At 68.9% G+C, this 18,821-nt stretch carries 20 protein-coding genes and 2 pseudogenes; 14 read left to right on the top strand and 8 right to left on the bottom strand.

The features are described from left to right. Positions 1-6 precede the first annotated feature (6 nt). Positions 7-147, bottom strand: coding sequence for a pyrroloquinoline quinone precursor peptide PqqA (gene pqqA, locus C6376_RS28385; protein WP_107446024.1), 141 nt, complete (start codon positions 145-147; stop codon positions 7-9). A gap of 132 nt (positions 148-279) precedes the next feature. Here pqqA and C6376_RS46195 point away from each other — a divergent pair, with 132 nt between their 5' ends. Both C6376_RS46195 and C6376_RS28375 read left to right on the top strand, forming a co-directional pair. Further along, positions 280-612 carry a helix-turn-helix domain-containing protein gene (locus tag C6376_RS46195; RefSeq protein ID WP_301554746.1) on the top strand — a complete coding sequence of 111 codons (333 nt, stop codon included), beginning with the start codon at positions 280-282 and terminating at the stop codon, positions 610-612. Continuing rightward, positions 495-1,067, top strand: coding sequence for an IS5 family transposase (locus C6376_RS28375; protein WP_301554707.1), 573 nt, complete (start codon positions 495-497; stop codon positions 1,065-1,067). The genes C6376_RS46195 and C6376_RS28375 overlap by 118 nt, the downstream gene beginning before the upstream one ends. Here C6376_RS28375 and C6376_RS28370 read toward each other — a convergent pair. Beyond that, positions 1,048-1,455 (bottom strand): hypothetical protein, encoded by a 408-nt coding sequence (locus C6376_RS28370; protein WP_254076090.1) that lies wholly within the window; start codon positions 1,453-1,455, stop codon positions 1,048-1,050. The two genes, C6376_RS28375 and C6376_RS28370, sit on opposite strands and share 20 nt — an antisense overlap. Before the next feature lie 37 nt (positions 1,456-1,492). Continuing rightward, a pseudogene (locus C6376_RS28365) lies at positions 1,493-1,679 on the bottom strand (transposase); the annotation flags it as partial. Positions 1,680-1,845: 166 nt separating this feature from the next. On the opposite strand from C6376_RS28365, the gene C6376_RS28360 reads away from it, so the two are divergent. Genes C6376_RS28360 through C6376_RS28345 form a run of 4 tightly spaced genes read left to right on the top strand, consistent with a single transcriptional unit; the run spans position 1,846 to position 6,261 of the window. Further along, on the top strand, positions 1,846-2,910 hold the full coding sequence (locus C6376_RS28360) for a hypothetical protein (RefSeq protein ID WP_107446022.1): 1,065 nt from the start codon (positions 1,846-1,848) through the stop codon (positions 2,908-2,910). Positions 2,911-2,925: 15 nt separating this feature from the next. Next, a complete protein-coding gene (locus C6376_RS28355) occupies positions 2,926-4,101 on the top strand; it encodes a toxic anion resistance protein (protein ID WP_107446021.1) in 1,176 nt (391 codons plus the stop codon). Beyond that, on the top strand, positions 4,098-5,672 hold the full coding sequence (locus C6376_RS28350) for a VWA domain-containing protein (protein ID WP_107446020.1): 1,575 nt from the start codon (positions 4,098-4,100) through the stop codon (positions 5,670-5,672). The genes C6376_RS28355 and C6376_RS28350 overlap by 4 nt, the downstream gene beginning before the upstream one ends. Further along, the gene (locus tag C6376_RS28345) at positions 5,659-6,261 is read left to right on the top strand and encodes a hypothetical protein (protein ID WP_107446019.1); all 603 of its coding nucleotides are present in this window, start codon (positions 5,659-5,661) and stop codon (positions 6,259-6,261) included. Before C6376_RS28350 ends, C6376_RS28345 begins: the two co-directional genes overlap by 14 nt. 126 nt (positions 6,262-6,387) lie before the next feature. Here the strand turns inward: C6376_RS28345 and C6376_RS28340 are convergent, their stop codons facing one another. The 3 genes from C6376_RS28340 to C6376_RS28330 form a co-directional block, all read right to left on the bottom strand. Beyond that, entirely contained in the window at positions 6,388-6,720 is a 333-nt protein-coding gene (locus tag C6376_RS28340; protein WP_159083275.1) for a hypothetical protein, read from the bottom strand. Positions 6,721-6,879: 159 nt separating this feature from the next. Further along, entirely contained in the window at positions 6,880-7,026 is a 147-nt protein-coding gene (locus tag C6376_RS43950; protein ID WP_159083274.1) for a hypothetical protein, read from the bottom strand. A gap of 302 nt (positions 7,027-7,328) precedes the next feature. Then, positions 7,329-8,234: a serine protease gene (locus tag C6376_RS28330; protein ID WP_107446017.1), complete on the bottom strand. Its 906-nt coding sequence runs from the start codon at positions 8,232-8,234 to the stop codon at positions 7,329-7,331. 453 nt (positions 8,235-8,687) lie between these two features. Between C6376_RS28330 and C6376_RS28325 the strand changes: the two genes are divergently transcribed. The 3 genes from C6376_RS28325 (at position 8,688) to C6376_RS28315 (ending at position 10,322) form a co-directional block, all read left to right on the top strand. After that, positions 8,688-9,239, top strand: a complete 552-nt coding sequence (locus C6376_RS28325) for a winged helix-turn-helix domain-containing protein (protein WP_107446016.1) — start codon at positions 8,688-8,690, stop codon at positions 9,237-9,239. Positions 9,240-9,332: 93 nt separating this feature from the next. After that, positions 9,333-9,785 carry a transposase gene (locus C6376_RS28320; protein ID WP_367881056.1) on the top strand — a complete coding sequence of 151 codons (453 nt, stop codon included), beginning with the start codon at positions 9,333-9,335 and terminating at the stop codon, positions 9,783-9,785. 84 nt (positions 9,786-9,869) lie between these two features. Further along, positions 9,870-10,322 carry a DUF5959 family protein gene (locus C6376_RS28315; protein ID WP_107446015.1) on the top strand — a complete coding sequence of 151 codons (453 nt, stop codon included), beginning with the start codon at positions 9,870-9,872 and terminating at the stop codon, positions 10,320-10,322. A gap of 216 nt (positions 10,323-10,538) precedes the next feature. Here C6376_RS28315 and C6376_RS45535 read toward each other — a convergent pair. Continuing rightward, a pseudogene (locus C6376_RS45535) lies at positions 10,539-10,883 on the bottom strand (inositol phosphorylceramide synthase); the annotation flags it as partial. A gap of 991 nt (positions 10,884-11,874) precedes the next feature. Then, entirely contained in the window at positions 11,875-12,603 is a 729-nt protein-coding gene (locus C6376_RS28295; protein WP_107449238.1) for an NUDIX domain-containing protein, read from the bottom strand. A gap of 85 nt (positions 12,604-12,688) precedes the next feature. Between C6376_RS28295 and C6376_RS28290 the strand changes: the two genes are divergently transcribed. The 5 genes from C6376_RS28290 (at position 12,689) to C6376_RS28270 (ending at position 18,749) form a co-directional block, all read left to right on the top strand. Beyond that, the gene (locus C6376_RS28290; RefSeq protein WP_107446014.1) at positions 12,689-14,422 is read left to right on the top strand and encodes a hypothetical protein; all 1,734 of its coding nucleotides are present in this window, start codon (positions 12,689-12,691) and stop codon (positions 14,420-14,422) included. Then, the gene (locus C6376_RS28285; RefSeq protein ID WP_107446013.1) at positions 14,419-15,312 is read left to right on the top strand and encodes a hypothetical protein; all 894 of its coding nucleotides are present in this window, start codon (positions 14,419-14,421) and stop codon (positions 15,310-15,312) included. Before C6376_RS28290 ends, C6376_RS28285 begins: the two co-directional genes overlap by 4 nt. 62 nt (positions 15,313-15,374) lie before the next feature. Then, positions 15,375-16,040: a hypothetical protein gene (locus C6376_RS28280; protein WP_107446012.1), complete on the top strand. Its 666-nt coding sequence runs from the start codon at positions 15,375-15,377 to the stop codon at positions 16,038-16,040. A gap of 958 nt (positions 16,041-16,998) precedes the next feature. After that, a complete protein-coding gene (locus C6376_RS28275; RefSeq protein WP_107446011.1) occupies positions 16,999-17,781 on the top strand; it encodes an MEDS domain-containing protein in 783 nt (260 codons plus the stop codon). Next, positions 17,778-18,749 (top strand): sensor histidine kinase, encoded by a 972-nt coding sequence (locus C6376_RS28270; RefSeq protein ID WP_107446010.1) that lies wholly within the window; start codon positions 17,778-17,780, stop codon positions 18,747-18,749. The genes C6376_RS28275 and C6376_RS28270 overlap by 4 nt, the downstream gene beginning before the upstream one ends. Positions 18,750-18,821: the final 72 nt, after the last annotated feature.

Below are 18,821 nucleotides of genomic sequence, written 5' to 3'. Positions count from 1 at the left end.
GGCGAACTAGCGGGCGGAGAGGGAGTAGGCGGTGACCTCCAGTGCGGTTTCGACGACCGTGTAACCGGGCGTCTGCCAGGAAATTCTGTCGGCCTGCTCGGCGAGGGTCCCGGCCGGCTGTTCCGACTGCTCGTTGGTGTCCGCCATGGTGTGTACCTTCCTTTCTCTTCTGCAAGGAGTATCGAGCACCCATTTCCGTGCGGGCCATCTGCATTCCGCCATCCGAAGGCGTGGCCACCCGGACGGGCTCATTTGGAGCCGGTGGACGACCGGCGGTGGATGGCCGAGCACCGGTACCGGGCGGTCCTCCAGGTGATGGACGGGGCGCCGGTCTCGCAGGTGGCCCGCCAGTTCGGAGCGTCGCGGCAGTCGGTGTACGCCTGGGTCGAGCGGTACCACGTCGGTAGGCTGGACGCATTGGTCGACAAGTCCCGCCCTGCGTTCCGCGCAATTCAGGGGCCGACGAGGGTGACGACATCGGCTGGACCGTGTCGGTGGACTCAACCGTCTGCCGGGCTCACCAGCATGCCGCCGGAGCCAGGAAAAGGGGGGCAACACTGGACCGGGCCGAACCCGACGATCACGGTCTCGGACGCTCACGCGAAGGCCTGAGCACGAAGGTCCACCTTGCCGGCGACAGCCGTGCACGACCGCTGGCCCTCAGCGTCACCGCAGGCCAGGCGGGCGACGCACTGGCGTTCGAGGCCGTCATGGCCAGCATCCGTGTTCCACGATGTGGGCCCGGCAGACCGAGGACCCGACCGGATGCGGTCCTGGCAGACCGCGCGTATTCATCCCGCGCCATCCGAAGTCACCTCCGTCGGCGCGGGATCCGTGCCGTCATCCGTCAGCCCTCCGACCAGGTCGGACACGGTCTGCGGCGAGGTCGCGCCAGCGGTCGGCCACCCGCCTTCGACGCCGAGGCATACAAGCAGCGCAACGCGGTTGAACGATGCATCAACCGGCTCAAGCAATGGCGCGGCCTGGCCATGAGAACAGACAAGCTCGCCATCGCCTACCAGGCCGCACTGCACCTCGCGTCCATCCTCATCTGGGCTCGGCGATAGGCCGCTGCCTCCGCGATCGACTACCCAGCGCGCGCCCGCAGGCCAGATTCCCGTGCTGACAATGTGCTCCACGAGCCTGAAATGCCTCACCGATGGGCACGGCGTCTTCGTCCGGGTACTCGTCGTGCTGCCAGTTGGAGACAACGAACCCCTCGCTCGATCCCATGGCTCCTGGCTCCACGGCATACTCGCCGGGATCGCCCTCTGCTTCGAGCAACATCACCATCGCCCGCTCGGTGTTCGTCACGAAGCCCAGCGATCGGCCCGACGAACTGCTCAGCCATGTCTCCAGCTGACTTCTGGCGACCCTCGCCCGAAGTGTCTGCAGTACCACCTCGGACGACTCAGAGACGGCGCTGCCATCGTTGATCACCCAGGACTCGATCACGAACACGACGATCTCACGGACGGATCTGAGAGACAGTCCCAGGGCGGACCGCTTCCAGGATCTGCGTCCAGGACGTGGCACCCATTTTCCAGCACGGTGACGAACCGGGAGGGCCAGCCGGGGATGAACTGGGAGGCCGTCTTCGCCCTGCCGTGGACGTGGCAGAACAGACGCTCCGGCGAGCACGGTGCGTCCGGCCGCAGCCACGGCGAGACGTCGACGGCCCTTGCCAGGCATTGACGGCGATGCGCGGACCGGGCGCCATGCACCGCGTCGGCTTCGCACCCTCAGGGGCGTTACCCAGGGGCGTTGCAAGGCCGGGGCTGGCGTGTCACCGTCCGTTCACCAGGGATACCCGGGAATGTGGGGTTCCGGGAGCAGGCTCCACGTGTGAGACGAATCATGGGAATCGTCCTCGCGGTACTGCTGATGGCGGGTGTGGTGGTCGCCGTCGTCGCGGGTCGCAGCGATGAGGACAAGGGCACGGCAACGAAGACCGTGCGGATGGTGATCGGGTCGGAGAAGGCGGAGTTCTTCGCGGATCCGGACGTGGTGAAGGCCCTCGCCGCCAAGGGCTACACCGTCAAGGCCGAGACCTCCGGGTCCTGGGCCATGGAAGGGTTGAACCTCAAGGGCTACGACCTCGCGTTCCCCAGCAGCCAGGCGCCCGCCGTCGAGCTCGCGGCCAAGTACAAGGTGCAGGGGACCCTCCCCCGCCCCTTCTACTCGCCCCTCGTCGTCGTGGCGCACAAGAGCGCCGCCGGGGTGCTCGCGGCCAACGGCCTGGCCACCCTGGACGCCGCGCACCGCGGCACCCTGAAGATGGCCGCCTATCTGGACGCGGCCCGCGCCGACCGGACCTGGCAGCAGCTCAAGGGCGCCGAGAAGTACGGGGAGCTGACCGGCACCCTCTACCTCTCCAGCACCGACCCGGAGACCTCCAACTCCGGCGCGCTCTATCTCGCCGCCGCCTCCTACATCGCAGGCGGCGGCAAGGTCGTCGCGAGCACCGCCGAGGTCGACAGGACCGCGCCGCTGCTGCACAAGCTGGTCAGCGTCCAGGGCGCCCAGCAGTCCAGCACGGAGGCGGCTTTCCGGGACTTCGTCAGCGGCGCCGGCAACCCGCTCGTCCTGGTCTACGAGTCGCAGGTCGCCTCCCTCCTCGCGGACGGGCAGCAGCCCGACGACCTGGTGGTCCTCTACCCGGACACCACCGTCAACAGCGACCACACCGCCGTGCCGCTCACCGAGAACGGCTCCGGACTCGCCCAACTCCTGTCCACCGAACCGGGGTTGCGCAAGCTGGAGATCCGGCACGGGTTCCGCCCGCAGGGCGTCGCCGCCGAGTTCGCCTCGGCCGGCACCTACCTCAAGCAGCAACTGACCGGCGTCCGCCAGGCGCCCGTGCCCACCTCCGCGGTGCTGCACGAGCTGGCGCGATGGGCGCGCGGATAAGGGGGACAGCAGCAGATGAGCAGCACCGACAACGACTTCACCCTCACCCCGCCCGAGGCCGTCGCCGCCGTTGCGCGCGAGCGGGCCGGCGGACTCGTCCCCGTGGACGACGGCGTCCGCACCGACATGGCGACCAGGGCAGCCGCCTTCGTCGACGGACTCGCCGCCCTCGACGCCCGCTCGCCCGAGTTCGTCGGCAAGGTCGGCGAGATCACCGCGCTCGGCGCGGGCGAGATGCGCACGGCCGCCGCACAGTCCAACCGCATGCTGGAGCGGACCGTCCGCAGCCTGCCCGACAAGGGCGGCGACGCCCAGTCGAAGGTGGCCGGCTCGCTGGTCGAACTCCGGCGCGTGGTCGAGGACCTGGACCCGCGGGACCTGCCGACGAGCAAGGGCCGCAAGTTCCTCTCCAAGCTCCCCGGCGGCAACAAGCTCCGCGACCACGTCGCCAAGTACGCCTCCGCGCAGGGCACGTTGAACAAGATCGTGGGCTCGCTGCGCGGCGGCCAGGACGAACTGCGGCGCGACAACGCCGCGTTGCAGACCGAGCGGGTCCGGCTCTGGGAGACCATGGGCAAGCTCCAGGAGTACATCGTCCTGACCGACGCCCTGGACTCCGCCGTCGAGCAGCAGATCTCCGGCACCGAGCTCACTGACCCCGAGCGGGCTGACAGCCTGCGCGCCGACGTCCTCTTCCCGGTCCGGCAGAAGCACCAGGACCTGCTCACGCAGCTCGCGGTGTGCGCACAGGGCTACCTCGCCATGGACGTCGTCCGCCGCAACAACGACGAGCTGATCAAGGGCGTCGACCGGGCCGCCACGACCACCGTCTCGGCGCTGCGCATCTCGGTCATGCTGGCCTCCGCGCTCGACACCCAGAAGAAGGTCATCGAGCAGGTCAACGCCCTGCGCGGCACCACCGAGGACCTCATCCGGGGCAACGCGGAGATGCTGGCGACGCAGAGCGGGGAGATCCAGCGCATCGCCGCCGACCCTGCCGTCGGCGCCGAGACCCTGCGCTCCGCCTTCCAGCAGATCTACCGCACCCTCGACGCCATCGACACCTACAAGGTGCAGGCGACCGAGGCCATGGCGGTGACCGTCGAGAACCTGACGGCCGAACTCCAGCAGGCCAGCACCTACCTGGACCGCAGCCGCTCCCGCAGCGCGCTGGAAGGCGGCCTCTCATGAGACGACCCCCCAGGCCCCTTCGGCCCCTTGGTCCCCTGCGGCCCCTCCTCGCGCTGACCACGCTCGCCCTCCTGCTCACCGCCTGCTCGGCGGTGGCCGACGGGGACGAGAAGGACCCCGACGCGCCCCGGCCCGGCACCCTCCGCGTCCTCGCCTCCAGCGAGCTGAGCGACATGGCCCCCGTGCTGGAGCAGGTCCGCAAGGACACCGGCGTCACGATCCGGCCCACCTACATGGGCACGCTCGACGCCGTGAACGTGCTGGCGAAGCCCGGCACGGACGGCAGGTACGACGCCGTGTGGCTGTCCTCCGACGACTATCTGCGGCTGCGCCCCGACGCGGCGAAGAAGGTCGTCTCGGAGACGCCGATCATGTCCAGCCCGGTGGCCATCGGCGTGCGGACGGCGACCGTCGGCTCCCTCGGCTGGAAGCCCGAGCACGTCACCTGGTCGCAGATCGAACAGGCGATCCAGGACGGCGAACTCACCTACGGCATGACCGACCCGGCGCGCTCCAACTCCGGTTTCTCCACGCTCGTCTCGGTCGCCTCGGCGCTCTCCGCAGCCCAGTCCGCGCTCACCGACGCGGATGTCGCGAAGGCGACCCCGAGGCTGAAGGAGTTCTTCAAGGGGCAGCAGCTGACCTCGGGTTCGTCCGGCTGGCTGGCGAGCGCGTACGCCCGGCGCGGCGACGTCGACGCGCTCCTCAACTACGAGTCCGTACTCAAGGGCATCCCCGGGCTGACCGTGATCCGCCCCACCGACGGCGTCGTCACCGCCGACTACCCGCTCTCCTCCCTAGCCGCGACCGACGCGACGACCCGCGACAACGTCAAGCGGGTGACCGACGCGCTGCGCACGGAGGCCGTCCAGCGGCTGATCACCGCCAGGACGCACCGCCGCCCGGTCGTCGCCTCCGTCCCGCCCGCGGCCGGACTCGACACCGCCCGCAGGCGCGAACTGCCCTTCCCCGGCACCCGGTCCGTCGCCGACGGGCTCCTCGACGCCTATGAGAACGACCTGCGCCGCCCCTCCCGGACGGTGTACGTCCTCGACACCTCCGGCTCGATGCAGGGCGACCGGCTGCGCCGCCTCAAGTCCGCCCTCACCGACCTGACCGGCGACTTCCGGGACCGCGAGGAGGTGACGCTGATGCCATTCGGATCGGACGTGAAGAGCGTGCGGACGCATGTCGTCAGCCCCGCCGACCCCGACGCCGGGCTCGCCGCGATCCGCAAGGACACCGAGGAGCTGTCGGCCGACGGGGACACGGCCGTCTACACGTCGCTGGAGAAGGCGTACGACCACCTCGGCGCCGACCGGGACGCGTTCACGTCGATCGTGCTGATGACGGACGGCGAGAACACGGCGGGCGCGAAGGCCGGCGACTTCGACGGCTTCTACAAGAGCCTCAGCGCCGAACGGCAGGACATCCCCGTCTTCCCCATCCTCTTCGGCGACTCCGACCGGGGGGAGCTGGAGCACATCGCCGAACTGACCGGCGGCCGCCTCTTCGACGCCCGGAAGGGCTCGCTGGACGGCGCCTTCGAGGAGATCCGTGGCTACCAGTAGGTTCGTCGGATACCTGGAGTCCCGCAAGAACATCGGCGGCAGCGCGGCGGGACTGGCCGGCCTGGTCCTGACCTTCACGGGCGTCGCGGGCCCGTACTGGCCGGTCGTGGTCGTCGGTCTCTACGGCGTGGGCGCGCTGATCGCCCCGCCGGAGCGGCCCCCGCTGCCCGACTTCCCGGACCCGTCCGCCCAGCTCGACGCAGTGCGCGGCGACTTCGAACGCCTCGGTGCCTACCTCGCGGAGGTCGACCTGCCCCCGGCCGCCGGGGGCCGCCTCAGCGAACTCACCGGCCTGCTGACCGCCCTCCTCGAACCCGGCTGGGTCGCGGAGATCCTGGCCCAGGACTCAGAGGGCGTTCACACCCTGTCGAGGGCGGTGCGGCAGGACGTTCCCGAGGCGGTCGACACCTTCGTGCGAACGAGGTGGTGGACACGGCTGGCACCGGGCCAGGATCCCCCGGAGCGCCATCTGGAACGCCAGTTGACCCTGCTCCAGGAGGAGGCGGAGCAACTGGCGGGCGCGCTACGGGAAACAGAGGCCAGACGCCAGGAAGCCCACACGCGTTACCTGGAGGACCGCGCGCATTAGCCGCCTCGGGGCCGGGGGTCGGGATCGATCACGGGCGAGGGTCCGTCGTCGTGTTCCCGGTCGGGGCGGAAGAGGAACACGACGACGGACCCAGAGCCGCATACGCCGCTGTCGCGGCCTCGCCGATCATGGTGCGGGCCTGTCACAGTGCGGCCGCTGCACCAGCGCAGGCGTCCGCCAGGGCCAGGGGTCGTAGCCACGGCGCCGCTCGAACGGCGGCAGCCCGGGCAGCACCACGCCGGCCCACTCCGACACTTGCGGGCCCGTGCCGAGCAGGCCGTCGCAAAAGGACACGTCGCGCTGTTCGTTGCGTCCCCGCCACCACCGGTCCGGCCGCCCGGACAGACCCATCCCGCGAATTCCCAGGTCCAACCACCGCTTGTAGCCGCCCGGGTCGAGCCACTCGACGTCCTCGCTGCGGGCCACCCGCGGGGCGTCGAACCCATCGAAGGGGTTCAAGACGCCGTAGCGTTTCACCCACCGGGAGAACTTCTTCAGCGCGGCTAGGGCTGTGACCGTGATGGTTCGCGGTGTTGGTGGTCGTGGCGGTTGGATGTGCGGTGACGTCCCATCCAACCGCTGCAGGCGCGGTGACAGAGCCTGTCCGTGTGCGCCGACTCACCGACCAGGAGGGGCAGCGGCTGCAGCACCCATCCGCCCGGCGGCGGGATCGTGGGCTGCCCGGGCGGTGTGGGTGTGGAGTGCGTCATCGTTGCGGTCGATGACGACGGTGACGGGCGGCGGGGTGCGGCGGGTGGTGGTCATGCCAGGCGGCGAAGAGCTCACGGGGCTGCCTCCCCGCCCCCTCTCCCGCCGAGCCCCCCGGCCTCCCCGCGCCACTCGCTCCATACAGCCGGGTGACCTCGCCGGTTTCGTCGTCGCGCGAGCGTCACCCGGCCGTCGCAGGGCTCAGGGCTCAGGAACCCTGCGGAGGATTCCCGAGCGGATCATTCAGCGCCTCTCCGCTCGTCGGCACCCCGTGTATCGGGCCCCACCGTCTCCGGGACGCCGGGCGGGGGTGAATGACGGGTGCCAGGCAGCTTCCGGGTCCGGAGACGAGCTGCCTCTCAGCCGCGCTGTGCGGCGTCGTAGACGGCCCGCGCGGTCTTGTCGAGCGTCGGCCCGTACATCGGGGAGCCGCCGTCGCCCGCGCCGTGGCTGTTGACCGACACCACCGTGCCCTTGCCGGTGGCGGCGTTGAAGCCGGCGAGCCACGGACCGCCGCTCGCGCCGCCGCCGAGGTCGCACGGGATGCGCTGCTCGCCTTCGGGGGCGCCCTGGGAGGTACCGGCGCAGTGCAGCAGTTCCTCGCCCCGCTGAGGGTCGGTCGCCGGATAGCCGAAGGCGGTGACCCGCTCACCGGCGGGACGGCCGAAGGCGATGTTCTGCGCCCCCACCGCGTCGGTGAGTTGCTTCCCGTACTCGGGGGTGGCGACGACCATCGCCGCTACGTCGTTCACGGTGTCCTCGGCCCAGGAGCGCGGTGTCACGGTCGCCTTGACGGCGTAGCGGCCGTACGGCGCCTTGCCCTTGGCGTAGCCGGGGACGAAGACGATGTCGCTGTAGGTGTTGACGGGCGAGGAGCCGAGGCGCGCGCAGTGAGCGGCGGTCATGATCACTGAGTGGTTGCCGCTGGTGACGGCGCTGGCCGTGCACCAGGTGTCCTGCCCCCGCGAGTCAGAGAAGAAGAGCCGGCCGATGCTGGGAATGCCCTTGCCTGTCCAAGGCTTGCTGAGCGGTCCGGTCGGCCCCAGGTCGACGGTGCGGCTGACCTGCTTCATACGCGCGGGCGTCCAGTACGCGAGGGCAGCGGTCCGCTCCGCCGCCGTATAGCCGACCGTACTGACCTGCCCGCCTCCCGCGGCGGCCGCCGCAGGTGAGGCAGGGGCCGCCAGGGGACCGGCCAGGGCCAGCAGAGCGGTGGCGAGAGCGGAAACAGTTCGGCGCGCGCCGCGGGACGGGCTGGGCGACATGGGTGTCCTCTCGAATGATGGGGATCGGGACATCACTGGGGAGGATGCGATTGCGGCGAGTGGGGTGCATCCGCTGTCTGATCTTTCGTGGCCACGCGGCCCCGCAGGTGAGAGGTGGTCCCGGCCGACCTCCCGCTCGCCGCCTGCGAACGGGCCCTGTCCCCGAAGGAGCCGGTGCAGTTGCCCCACAGGCACTTCGACGCCTACACGGTGCATTTCGAGGAGTCCAGCGGCGCCGCGCTGTCGTGGTTGCACACTCACCTCGCCCCGGGCGCGGGCCTCAACCGGCTCGTGAAACGGAGGAGGTTGCGGCTGCTGCCTGCACCGCCTTCCCGGCGGGCGAAAGCCACCCCTCACTCCTCGCGAAGCACTTCCGGAACATACTGAACTTGATTGGGTGATGTCGGAGCAGTTCGCCTGACGGTGGGAGGGCCGTTCCGGTAGCCCTGGACTGTGAGATACGCGCAGGGCGGCGGGCTGACCGACGCCGGGAGGGCCGCCCGGGAGCAGATTCGGCTGCAGGCCGTGGAAGGCTTCGAGGGCGGGCAGAAAAGTCGGGAGATCGCTGCCGCGCTGCGGGTCAGTGAGCGGTCCGTGGAGCGGTGGCGTCGCCAGTGGCGCGAGCGTGGGAAGGACGGCGTCCTGTCGAAGGGATCCCCGGGCCGACCGAGGCTCAGTGATACGCAGATCGCCCGGCTGGAAAGGGAGTTGGAGCGCGGACCGCTAATCCACGGCTGGGTGGACCAGCGGTGGACCCTTGCTCGGATTAAGACACCGATCGGTCGCCTGTTCCACGTCTCGTACACGGTCAAGGGCACATGGCTGCTGCTCAAGCGGCATGGCTGGTCGTGGCAGCAGCCTGCCCGGAGGGCCATGGGCCTTGTCCCCGAGCGTGACGACACCTCGGTCGAAGTCTGGAAGAAGGAGACCCGGCCGCAGGTAAGAGCATCGCGGCGGAGCGGGGGGCCTGGATCGTCTTTGAGGACGAGGCCGGGCAGTCGATGACTCCGCCGCGTGCCAGAACCTGGGGCCGCCGGGGCTGCACGCCGGTGGTGCGGGTGCGCGGGCCGCGGTTCCGGGCGAGTGTCGATGGTGGGCATGACCTGCTACAAGCCTGGTGAGCGGTCCCGGCTGTTCTATGCGGTCCGGGAGTACAACGGGCGCAAGGACCAGCCGAAGGGCTTCGGCTGGCGCGATTTCCGTGATCTGATCGTCCGGGCCCGCATCCAGCTGGGTGGCCCGATCGTGCTGGTCCGGGACAACGTCCGACTGCATCTGACGAGGCCGCTGCGCGAGTTCATCGACGCGAACGCCGAGTGGCTTACCGTCGTTCAGCTGCCCACCCACGCGCCCGACCTCAACCCAACCGAGGGCGTGTGGTCCCTGGTCAAGCGAGACATCGGCAACCTTGCCGCCGCCAGCCTCAGTCAAGTCACCCGCGCGGTCAAGCATCGGCTCAAGAAGCTCCAGTACCAGTCAGACGTGATCGACGACTGTCTTGCCGGCACCGGCTTGGCCCCTGGGCACGTGACTCTCCAGGCCTGGGCCTGACTGTGTCGCTCGTCCGGCGATAGGAGACGATGCAGCCCACGCCAGCGCACGAAAGCGAGCAACGCAATGACGGAACCCGCTCCGATGGATCTGATCCACCTCGCCGATCCGGATGGGAACCGCTGTATCGTGCGCGTCACAGGACGGTCCCAGCCGGGCGTGCTGACCGGCCACGACATTCTGCACGCGGACGTGCTCGTCTCCGCGAGTTTCGTCGACGCCCGGCTCGACCTTTACCTCTTCCAGCATGACCTGGACTCCTGGGAGCAGGAGCTGTCCAACCTGGGACCAGGCCAGACGGTCAGCATCGGCGGAGACCGCGGCCTGAGCCTCGGCATCCACGTGCATGAAGACGGCTGGCTGTCGATCCAGGTCAGCGACCCGGACCGCCTCACGACAGCCCTGGGAACCCGACCCCAGGAAGACTGGATCGTCGAGCACCGCGGGCGCCTGGAACAGGTCCGACTGACCTGGCCCTGCGAAGTCATCGAGACGGCACCAGGAACTTACGAGTGGAGCCCCAGTCGCAAGCGGTGACCGCCTGATCCCAGCAACCGACATCCCGCTTTCAAGTTCAGTAGCAGCGCGTCCACGCGCCACCTGGCAGCGTCAGCCATGCCGTGGACCTCGTGGGGTGCCGCACCCACCCCGTTCGCCGGCCCATCGGCGACAGGTGAGTCAGCGCGCCTCGCCACCCAGATTGACCTGCACAGCCGGTGGTGCCCTGTCTCGCTCCACCGGTCGCACATCGGATCAGACCGGTTCGCGCTGCGGTTCGCGTCGCGGTTCCGGGTGGGCCGGTACCGCCGTCCGTTGCGACAGCCTGGTGATCCGTGCATAGCCATAGACCACTGACGCCGTTGCCAGCATGAGCAACGGGCCGAACACCCACGGATGGGCGGCCATCTGAGTCGAGAGACAGCGGTACGACGCCAAGAACGCAGTGAAGACCGCCGCGCCGTGGACGACGAACCGCTTCGCCGACCGGTCCCAGCCACGGTCGAACGAGCGCAGCGCCATATCGATCGTGAGGGTGAACACCACACCGGCGATGATGTCCGCGCCGTAGTGGTAGCCGAAGCCCAGCGTCGCGCCCAGCGGCCGTGCGCAACACGTCGAGCGGCACGGGGGGTTCGCTCCAGCGCCAGTCACCGATGACCTTGCACCAGCCGGAGGAGGCGGCGGCCTCCTCGACGGCGGCTGCCGCCAGCTCGTCGAGCCCGACGTCCCGCCCGAATCCGGGGAAGAACCGCCCCGGCGTGGCAAGCCACCGCCCCGCCGACCGCACCCGGGGCAGCCCGGCGTCCTCGTGTCCACCCAGCCGGTCATCCGGGCAGCGGTACCCGGAGTGCGCACGAGCAGCACCCCGGCATCGCGGTGCTGGACCAGATGCCGCCGCAAGTCCCGCTCGTTGAAGGGCTGTTCGAGCGACTCGGTGCCGGGGTGGGTGCGGGTGTCGACGAGCCCCGGCACCAGCCATCCTCCATCGACGACGGTCTCGGCCCCGGGCACGGGCTCGGTGCGCAGCACGTCCCCGTCGATCCAGAAGCTCCGCTCCTCCCGCTCGGGGAGCACCACCCCGCGGACGTGCAGCACCATGTCGGCCCCTCCACCCGTCCGCAAGTGTCCCGCTCGCAGCGAAGATCCTTCCATAACTGATCAACGTGGGCGGGCTTCCGGCCCGGCCGGCAGAAGCGGGGGCTCCTCATAAATGCGCACAGGATGCCCCCATGTCCACCGAAGTCAGCGGCATGATCGAGTGTCGTCCAGGTATTCGCCTCCGAGGCCCAGATGACGAGGACTCGTGGGGGGGGCGCCGCCATCGATCTCTCCCTGTTCGACGGCAACGCCTACGTCGCCCTCGCCTGCCTCGTCGATATCCGCAACTACATCTGTTTCGTCCCTTGACCGAAGACCGCGGCTTTCCGAGACTCACACCCTCCCGGTGGGTCGCCGGCAAACAGCCCGACAGTCCAATCTCCCGTGACGGCGGGCTCTCGCACAGCCCCATACGGAACAGGCCCGGGACCGATCAGGGGTCCACCGTTACGGCTGCTGTTCGGTTCACACCATGTCAGGCACAGCCGTCTCAGCTTCGCTGAACGGTTGTTGTGGCACGCAGCAGGGGCGGATTGAGCAGCCAGGCCTGTCCACGGCGATAGAGAGCGGCTGGACGGCCGGTAGGGGGCAGCCACTGGTCTCCTGTCGGCTGCACGAATCCCGTGGTGTTGAGGATTTTGCGGCGGAAGTTGCTGGGATCCAGTTGCCGGCCCCAGATCACCTGGTACACCGTGCGCAGATCTCTGAGGGTGAAGGTCTCCGCGCAGAACGCGGTGGCCGCAGCGGTGTACTCGATCTTTCGGCGGACCTCTTCCAGGGCCTCCGTCAGGATTGCCCGGTGGTCGAACGCCAGGTCGAGCGTGCCATCCTCCAAGTGCGCCACGGGTGCCCAGAACGCGCGTGCGGCATCGGTCCCGCCGACGGGGGCCGGCAGATGTGGCCCCAGTGCGAGGTAGGCGACCGTCACGACTCTCCCCCGCGGGTCGCGCCCTGGGTCTGCGTAGGCGCCGAGCTGCTCCAGGTGCAGTCGACTGCCGTCGATGCCGGCCTCTTCCGCCAGCTCGCGCAGGGCGCCGTCGCGTAGGGTCTCGTTCTTTTGTACATAGCCTCCGGGCATCGCGGGCATGCCGTGGAAGGGGTCCAGGCCGCGCTCGACCAGGAGCACCATCAACTGGTCGTCTCTGAGGGTGAAGATCGCGAGGTCTACGGTCAGCCAGGAGGGTCCGATCTCGTCCGAGTCTTTCAGCCAGTCGTCCACCCGCACCCCTAAAGGTCTCATTGACTTAAACTCCGCCGACACTTATGGTCACAACAACCTTAACCATAGGAGCCGGGGGTAGGACATGACCACGTCCGACGCGCCACCAGCACGGGAGACAACGCTCGAACCCACGGCCGCCACCCGTCATCTGTGTGCCGGCGTGTACGTGGACGAACGTTTCCGTGACCTTGTGATCGACGAGGTATGCACCGCGCCGCATCGCAGGGTCGCCCCTTCCTACGGCTTCGACATCGTCCCCGTCATGCGGCACGCATGGCGTGCCGCTGCCCTCAGAGCCCTCGCCCGTACCACGGTCGTCGCCACGACAGCAGGTCCCCTGCTCACCGGAAGCATTCCCGCGGCCATCCTCGTTGCCAGCGGCTTCGGTCTCCTGCTACTGCTGCGTCTGGCCGTACTGCTGCGGGGCGTCGACAGCAAGTCGACGGCGGCCGGCAAGTCCCGACGTCGCGTCCCAGATCCCTTACGGGCTCATCGCCATCTCCTCAGGTTCTTCCTCCCGCGCGTCACCACGCCCAACACACGCGTGGTCAAACGCGTCGTCACGACCACACTGTGGCTGGCCCTGACCATCCTGGTCATCGGCCTCCTCTATCCCCGGCAGGCTCTGGTGGCGCTCCTGCTGGCGGCGGTGCTCACACTCGTCTACCTGGCCGTCGGCGCCACGCGTCAGCTGATCCTCAACCACATACTGCGCACACCTGCTCTGCGCCCCTCCCACCTGTCCGGCCGCCAGCGGGCAGCCGACCGCCAGCAGCACCACATGTGCGCCGTGTACCGCCGAACCCGGCACAGCGACGACGAGGACGACGACCTCACCATGTTCACGCTCTTCGGTGACGAATCGCCGTTCATCGGGGCGGGGGAACTCGTCTACCAGTGGAACCCGCCAATGAGCATCCCGCTGCTGCGGGCCGAATCCGACGAGGAACCGCTGCATGAGCGTGAGCACGCGGTGCCGCCCTTCAAGGCACACGAACTCGTCGAATACTTGAGCGCAGCCGTTCTGCCGTTGAACGCCGACAGCCACGATGTTCGGCTGCCTGCCGAGGTCCGGGACCGCGTCTACGTCGCCGAGACCGATGTCGCCGTCGACCGGTCACTGCTTCCGCACCACTTCACCCGCAGCGAACTGCGCTCCATCATCAACACGCCGGAATCGAAGCAGCACCACTTCCTCGAGATCATCACACCCGCCGACGGATCCGAATTCGTCGCGACCGTCCTGCTGCATGTCAGCCTGCAGGGACGCACCCTGAGCCTGTCCACGGCAGCATGCGTACTCGCCCACACACCGCGCGCATTCCAGCGGGGTGAAGAGTTCGGCCACCACGGCGCTACCGCCGTCATATGGGCAGCCTTCAACGAGCTGAGAGCGCTGCCCACCGACATCCAGTACTCATGGCGGGTCTTGCGATACCTCTACAGAGTGGCCAAGGCCGCCATCCTGCCCCGGGACCTCACCAAGACCCCCATCCGCAACATCCTCATCGGCAGTCGCGTGAGCATACGGGAAGAGTCGTCCCAGACCTGGACCAAGGTCCAACTGGAAAAGAGCGACATCCTCGGGCGCCTGAAAACCATAGAGCAGCGCCTTCTCAGCGCCGCCGGCGACTTCCTCCAGGCCAGGGGCGTCGATACATCCAGTTTCAACGACCGCGCACTCAAGATAATCAACAGCGGAATTTTCAACTTCGGCGACAACAACAGCTTCACCAACAATGCCGTAGGAGACGCAGCTCAGGTCAACGTCCCCGCGAACCAGCCCACACAGGCCGACAACGGAGCAGCCGCATGACCAACAACAAGGGCATCATCAGCCGCGGCAACAACAACACCTTCAGCACCATCGCCATAGGAGAGAGTGCCCAAGCCTCCACGACCACCCCTCTGCCCTCCGCGGAGCCCGCCACCGAGGCAGGCATTCCGTGGGACCTCGGGATCGTCACCATCCTCAGTGAGGAACTCCGCTCCGTCATCGACGAGTTGAAACTCCGCCGCCACAAGACACCCAGCGGCCTCTACTTCTACCAGGGCGAACATATCGCCCCCGACGCCACGTTGCGCATCGTGGCCACACAGACGCAAAGCCAGGGTCAGCGCTCCACCATGGCCGCCCTGGAAAACCTCCGCCGTCACTACAATCCCCGCCTGTGGGCCCTCGTCGGCATCGCCGGAGGCATCCATGAGGACCACGCCCGAATCGGCAACGTCATCGTCTCCACCGACGTCGTCTACTACGAAAACCGCAAGATCAATCCTCAAGACACCCGCCGCCGTGGAGAACACCGGCAAGCGCCGGCGCACATCGTCCACGCCGTGAACGCCTACTTCACCGAGTACGGGACACCGGCACGCATCAACGGCCAAATGACCGCACACGCCAGCGACCAGTACGAGGTCTACCCCGGAGTCATCGGGTCCGGCGAAGCCGTCATCGCCGACCGGGCCAGCGACATCCGCACCTACCTCACCGACTACCACGAAAAAGTCCTCGCCGTAGACATGGAAGCCGGAGGCCTCAGCCAGTACTGGCAGGAGAACTCGGTCCACGGCACGGCCAACCCCGGCTGGATTGTCATCCGCGGCGTGTCCGACAACGCAGACGAACACAAGGGCCACAGCCATCACGAACTCGCCGCACGAAACGCCGCCCATGTCCTCAGCCGGCTACTCCCCTACTTCTGAAGGTCCGGCCCCGAGCACCACCGGTACAGCCCAAAGTGAACTCCCACCACCGGAGCCTCAGCATGAACGCCTTTCTGCTCGGCGTACTCAGCTCGCTCGCCACCAGCGCCCTGCTGCTCGTCCTCAGCCGCTTGCACGCCGCGCGCCCCCTGTGGTGGCTCACCGCCGCCTGTTCCTGGTTCAACGGCACAGGACTCCACCGCGTCTACCGCCGTCAAGCCTCCGCAGAGCGCGCCATGCGCCAGGATCTCGCCCGCGCCCAGTGGGTCAAAGTCATAGCAGGACGCGGCAACGTACTCACCCGCGAAGCATTCGCCCCCCTGTGGTCCGGCACCATCTCGCCCGCATCCGTCCAGATCCTGCTCCCCGATCCAGACACACCACACGATTCCTGGCTCGACCGCCGCTCCCACAATGTCGCCCGCTTCGACCCGGGCTACACCCCTGACCTGCTCAGAAGCCAGGTCCGAGCCAACATCGACTACCTCACCCAAGCCGCCCAAACACACACCGGGCTCCGACTGCGCCGCTACAACCTCCCCCACACGTGCCGCATCATCGCCACCGACAAGGTCGCCTACCTCACCTTCTACAGCGACAACGCTCACGGCAGGAACTCACCCTGCCTCTACGCACGAGCACCCGGCCTCCTGTACACCATCGCCCTCCAGCAATTCGACACCGCATGGGCGAACAGCACGGAAGCTCCCACCCCGCAGCACCCCTGACATCGCATCGGACTGGATGCCCGCGGACCGGCCGCCGACGACGTGTACTGCATGGGCTACGCCAGCATCACTCCGCATTGCGATCAACGGGCCGCAGCCGACAGAGCCTGCCACTACCTGGAGAACAACGCCGCCCATCTCCACCAGGGGCTGTCCCGTCAGGCCACGGCGTCTCCCCCTCGGCCGGCCGGCCCTGAGGCGGCACACGCCAGTCCTCGTCCCCCCACTGCTCCTCCGCCTCCGCCCCGCTCAGCGTCGCGCTCACGTCGAAACCGCAGCGGTAGGGGTCCATGACCAGCTCGGGCAAGGTCACGGCGGCCGGTGGGTACTGCCACTCCTGCATACAACCTCCAGCGTTCGGCGTTCGCTCGGTGTCCAGGAGGCGCCCTGCACGTCCGGCAGTTGCAGCGACGGCGGCAGACCACCCGAACGACCCCAAACCCATCTCGTCACACCGCAACGCCACCCGGCACGACCTCTCAGGTCCTCGCGCCCTCCCGCACGAGGGCCGAGCCGCCCGGACTCTCAGCGGCTGTCAACGACCGCGGGCGCGGCGGCCGTCGGCACTGCACGGCGACAAGGGTTACGGCCACCCCCCGCCCTGCGTCGACGTCTCCGCGAGCGAACCATCGTTCCTCGCGTCGCCCCGCTCGGAGCCGGGAGCGACCAGCGCCTGGTCCGGAACCGCCGGGCGGTCGAGCACACCAAGTCCTGGCTCGGCGGATGCCGTCGGCTCCGCCGGCTGCGAACGCAGGCCCGAGCATGTCCTGGCACTCACCGCCATGGCCGACGGTCACGAGTCACCATCGACTCACCGCCGGAAACCAGATCCAGTGCCCGGGGCTGCGGGGTGCCACACGCAGGGGTCGCGCGCACGAGCGGACGCGGCAGTCGGCGGGAGGCGGCGGACGGCGGCGTGCGGGTCAGTAGAGTGGTTGCCGAAGCGAGGGAGGAGCAGTTGAGAGCCGCGCGAACCCTGGCGACCCTGGACGAGGTCGCCACCAGTGACCACGTCTGCCAGATGCTGGATCCCACGGACGACGTCATGGACCGCAGTCGGGCCTTTGTCGCCGACGGTGCGCTGTTCGGCGACAAGGTGGTGATCGTCGGACCTGCCATGCAGACGCAGAGCGAATTCGCCCGGCTGGTGCTCGACCCGGCGCGGCTGGAGGGTTCCTTGCTGGCCGCGGTGCGCCGCGAGGCGGCGAGCGCCGGGCGGGAGGGTTTCCGCTCGCTCCGGGTTCTGCACCACGCCTGTCCCGACGGCTCCGCCCAACGTTCGGAAGAGCTGCTGCGCAGCGAGCTCGAGCTGGAGGAGTTCGCCGCGGACAGCGGTGCACTGGTGGTCTGTGCCTACAGCGGCGCCGGCTGGGACGCTCCTACACTGGATCAGGTCAGGTGCGTACACCCCCACCATCTGGGCAGCCGCCCGGCATCACCCGCATTCCAGGTGTACCGGACGAGAAAGGACGGCTGGACGGTGAACGGGGTCATTGACAGTGAGGGCGCCTCGGCCTTCGGGGCCGTCCTGCGCACCCTGCTCGCCCGGACGGCGACGGTGCGCCTGTTCTGCGACGCCCTGGACTTCCTCGATGCGGCCGGAATGAGTGCCCTGGCCGACGCGGCCGGACGCCTGCCGGATCGCAAGGTGGTCCTGGAAGGGGCGAACGAGACCGTGCGGCTGGCCTGGGAACTGTCCGGCTTCGCCGCCCCCCGCGTACCGGTGGTGATGGCGCTGTGACCATCTCCCGTCCCCCTTCCGGGCCCGCCACGCCTGCCGAGCCCTCCCTCACCGGGTACCGCCACGAGCTGTATCCGTACTCCGGTCCGGGCGAGTTCGCCGAGGGCACGCTGGGCTTCATCCAGGAGGCGCTCGACGGCGGCGAGGCCGTCGTCGTGGCCGTACCCGAGGACAAGGCCTCCCTGCTGCGCGCGCAGATCGCCGACGACGCTGCGGTGCGCTACGTCGACACCACGGTCACCGCGCACCATCCAGGCCGGCTCATCGGAGCATGGCAGGAGTGGATCAAGGAGCATGCCTCCGACGGGCGCCCGGTGCGCGGGATCGGCGAGTCGCCCTGGGACGAGGCCCGCAGCCGTGCCGAGGCGCAGGAACTGCGCTATCACGAGTGGCTGCTGAACAAGGCCTTCGCCGACAGTGCGGCCTGGTGGCTGCTGTGCCCCTACGACGTCGCCGGCAAGACGGCCGCGCTGGACGAGATGACCCGCTGCCACCCCGAGATCCGCACGGGCGGGCGCACCGTGCCGAGCGCGGACTACGACCCGCAGGCGCCGTACGCCTTCGTCGCGCTGACCGATCCCTGTGATCCCTACGACGAGTTCGTCTACACCAGTGGTGACCTGCCGGCGGTGCGGGAGAAGATCGAGCGCTGTGCCGAGCGGCACGGAGTGGACGGCCGGCGTCTGCGCGAACTGCACCTGGCCGCCACGGAGGTGGCGGCCAACAGCATCCGGCACGGCGGCGGGCACGGTGTGCTGCGGACCTGGAGCGAGAACCGCCGACTGATCTGTGAGTTCCGCGACGCCGGTTACATCGACGATCCCCTGGCGGGCCGGTTGAAGCCCAACGGAACGCAGATCGGTGGACGCGGTCTGTGGCTCGTCCACCAGCTGTGCGACCTCGTCGAGATTCGCTCCACCGCGGACACCGGCACCACGATCCGCCTGCACACCGAGCTCTCCGGCTGACCGCCCCCCACCCCTCACACACAGTCCGGCCCCGGCCCGGTTGGCCCCGGCCCGGTCCCCCGGTCGGCGCCG

It is taken from the genome of Streptomyces sp. P3, from assembly GCF_003032475.1.
Lineage (GTDB): Bacteria > Actinomycetota > Actinomycetes > Streptomycetales > Streptomycetaceae > Streptomyces.
The sequence above is the reverse complement of the archived record's forward strand: the minus strand, read 5'-3'. Positions and strand labels throughout refer to the sequence as shown.

What these genes read in the sequence shown, in the direction of transcription:
- C6376_RS28285 (WP_107446013.1), top strand. Translation starts at nt 14,419, where the DNA reads ATGACCAACAACAAGGGCATCATCAGCCGCGGCAACAACAACACCTTC.
- C6376_RS28290 (WP_107446014.1), top strand. Translation starts at nt 12,689, where the DNA reads ATGACCACGTCCGACGCGCCACCAGCACGGGAGACAACGCTCGAACCC.
- C6376_RS28315 (WP_107446015.1), top strand. Translation starts at nt 9,870, where the DNA reads ATGGATCTGATCCACCTCGCCGATCCGGATGGGAACCGCTGTATCGTG.
- C6376_RS28320 (WP_367881056.1), top strand. Translation starts at nt 9,333, where the DNA reads ATGACCTGCTACAAGCCTGGTGAGCGGTCCCGGCTGTTCTATGCGGTC.
- C6376_RS28350 (WP_107446020.1), top strand. Translation starts at nt 4,098, where the DNA reads ATGAGACGACCCCCCAGGCCCCTTCGGCCCCTTGGTCCCCTGCGGCCC.
- C6376_RS28355 (WP_107446021.1), top strand. Translation starts at nt 2,926, where the DNA reads ATGAGCAGCACCGACAACGACTTCACCCTCACCCCGCCCGAGGCCGTC.
- C6376_RS28330 (WP_107446017.1), bottom strand. Translation starts at nt 8,234, where the DNA reads ATGTCGCCCAGCCCGTCCCGCGGCGCGCGCCGAACTGTTTCCGCTCTC.
- C6376_RS43950 (WP_159083274.1), bottom strand. Translation starts at nt 7,026, where the DNA reads ATGACCACCACCCGCCGCACCCCGCCGCCCGTCACCGTCGTCATCGAC.
- pqqA (WP_107446024.1), bottom strand. Translation starts at nt 147, where the DNA reads ATGGCGGACACCAACGAGCAGTCGGAACAGCCGGCCGGGACCCTCGCC.
- C6376_RS28280 (WP_107446012.1), top strand. Translation starts at nt 15,375, where the DNA reads ATGAACGCCTTTCTGCTCGGCGTACTCAGCTCGCTCGCCACCAGCGCC.
- C6376_RS46195 (WP_301554746.1), top strand. Translation starts at nt 280, where the DNA reads ATGGCCGAGCACCGGTACCGGGCGGTCCTCCAGGTGATGGACGGGGCG.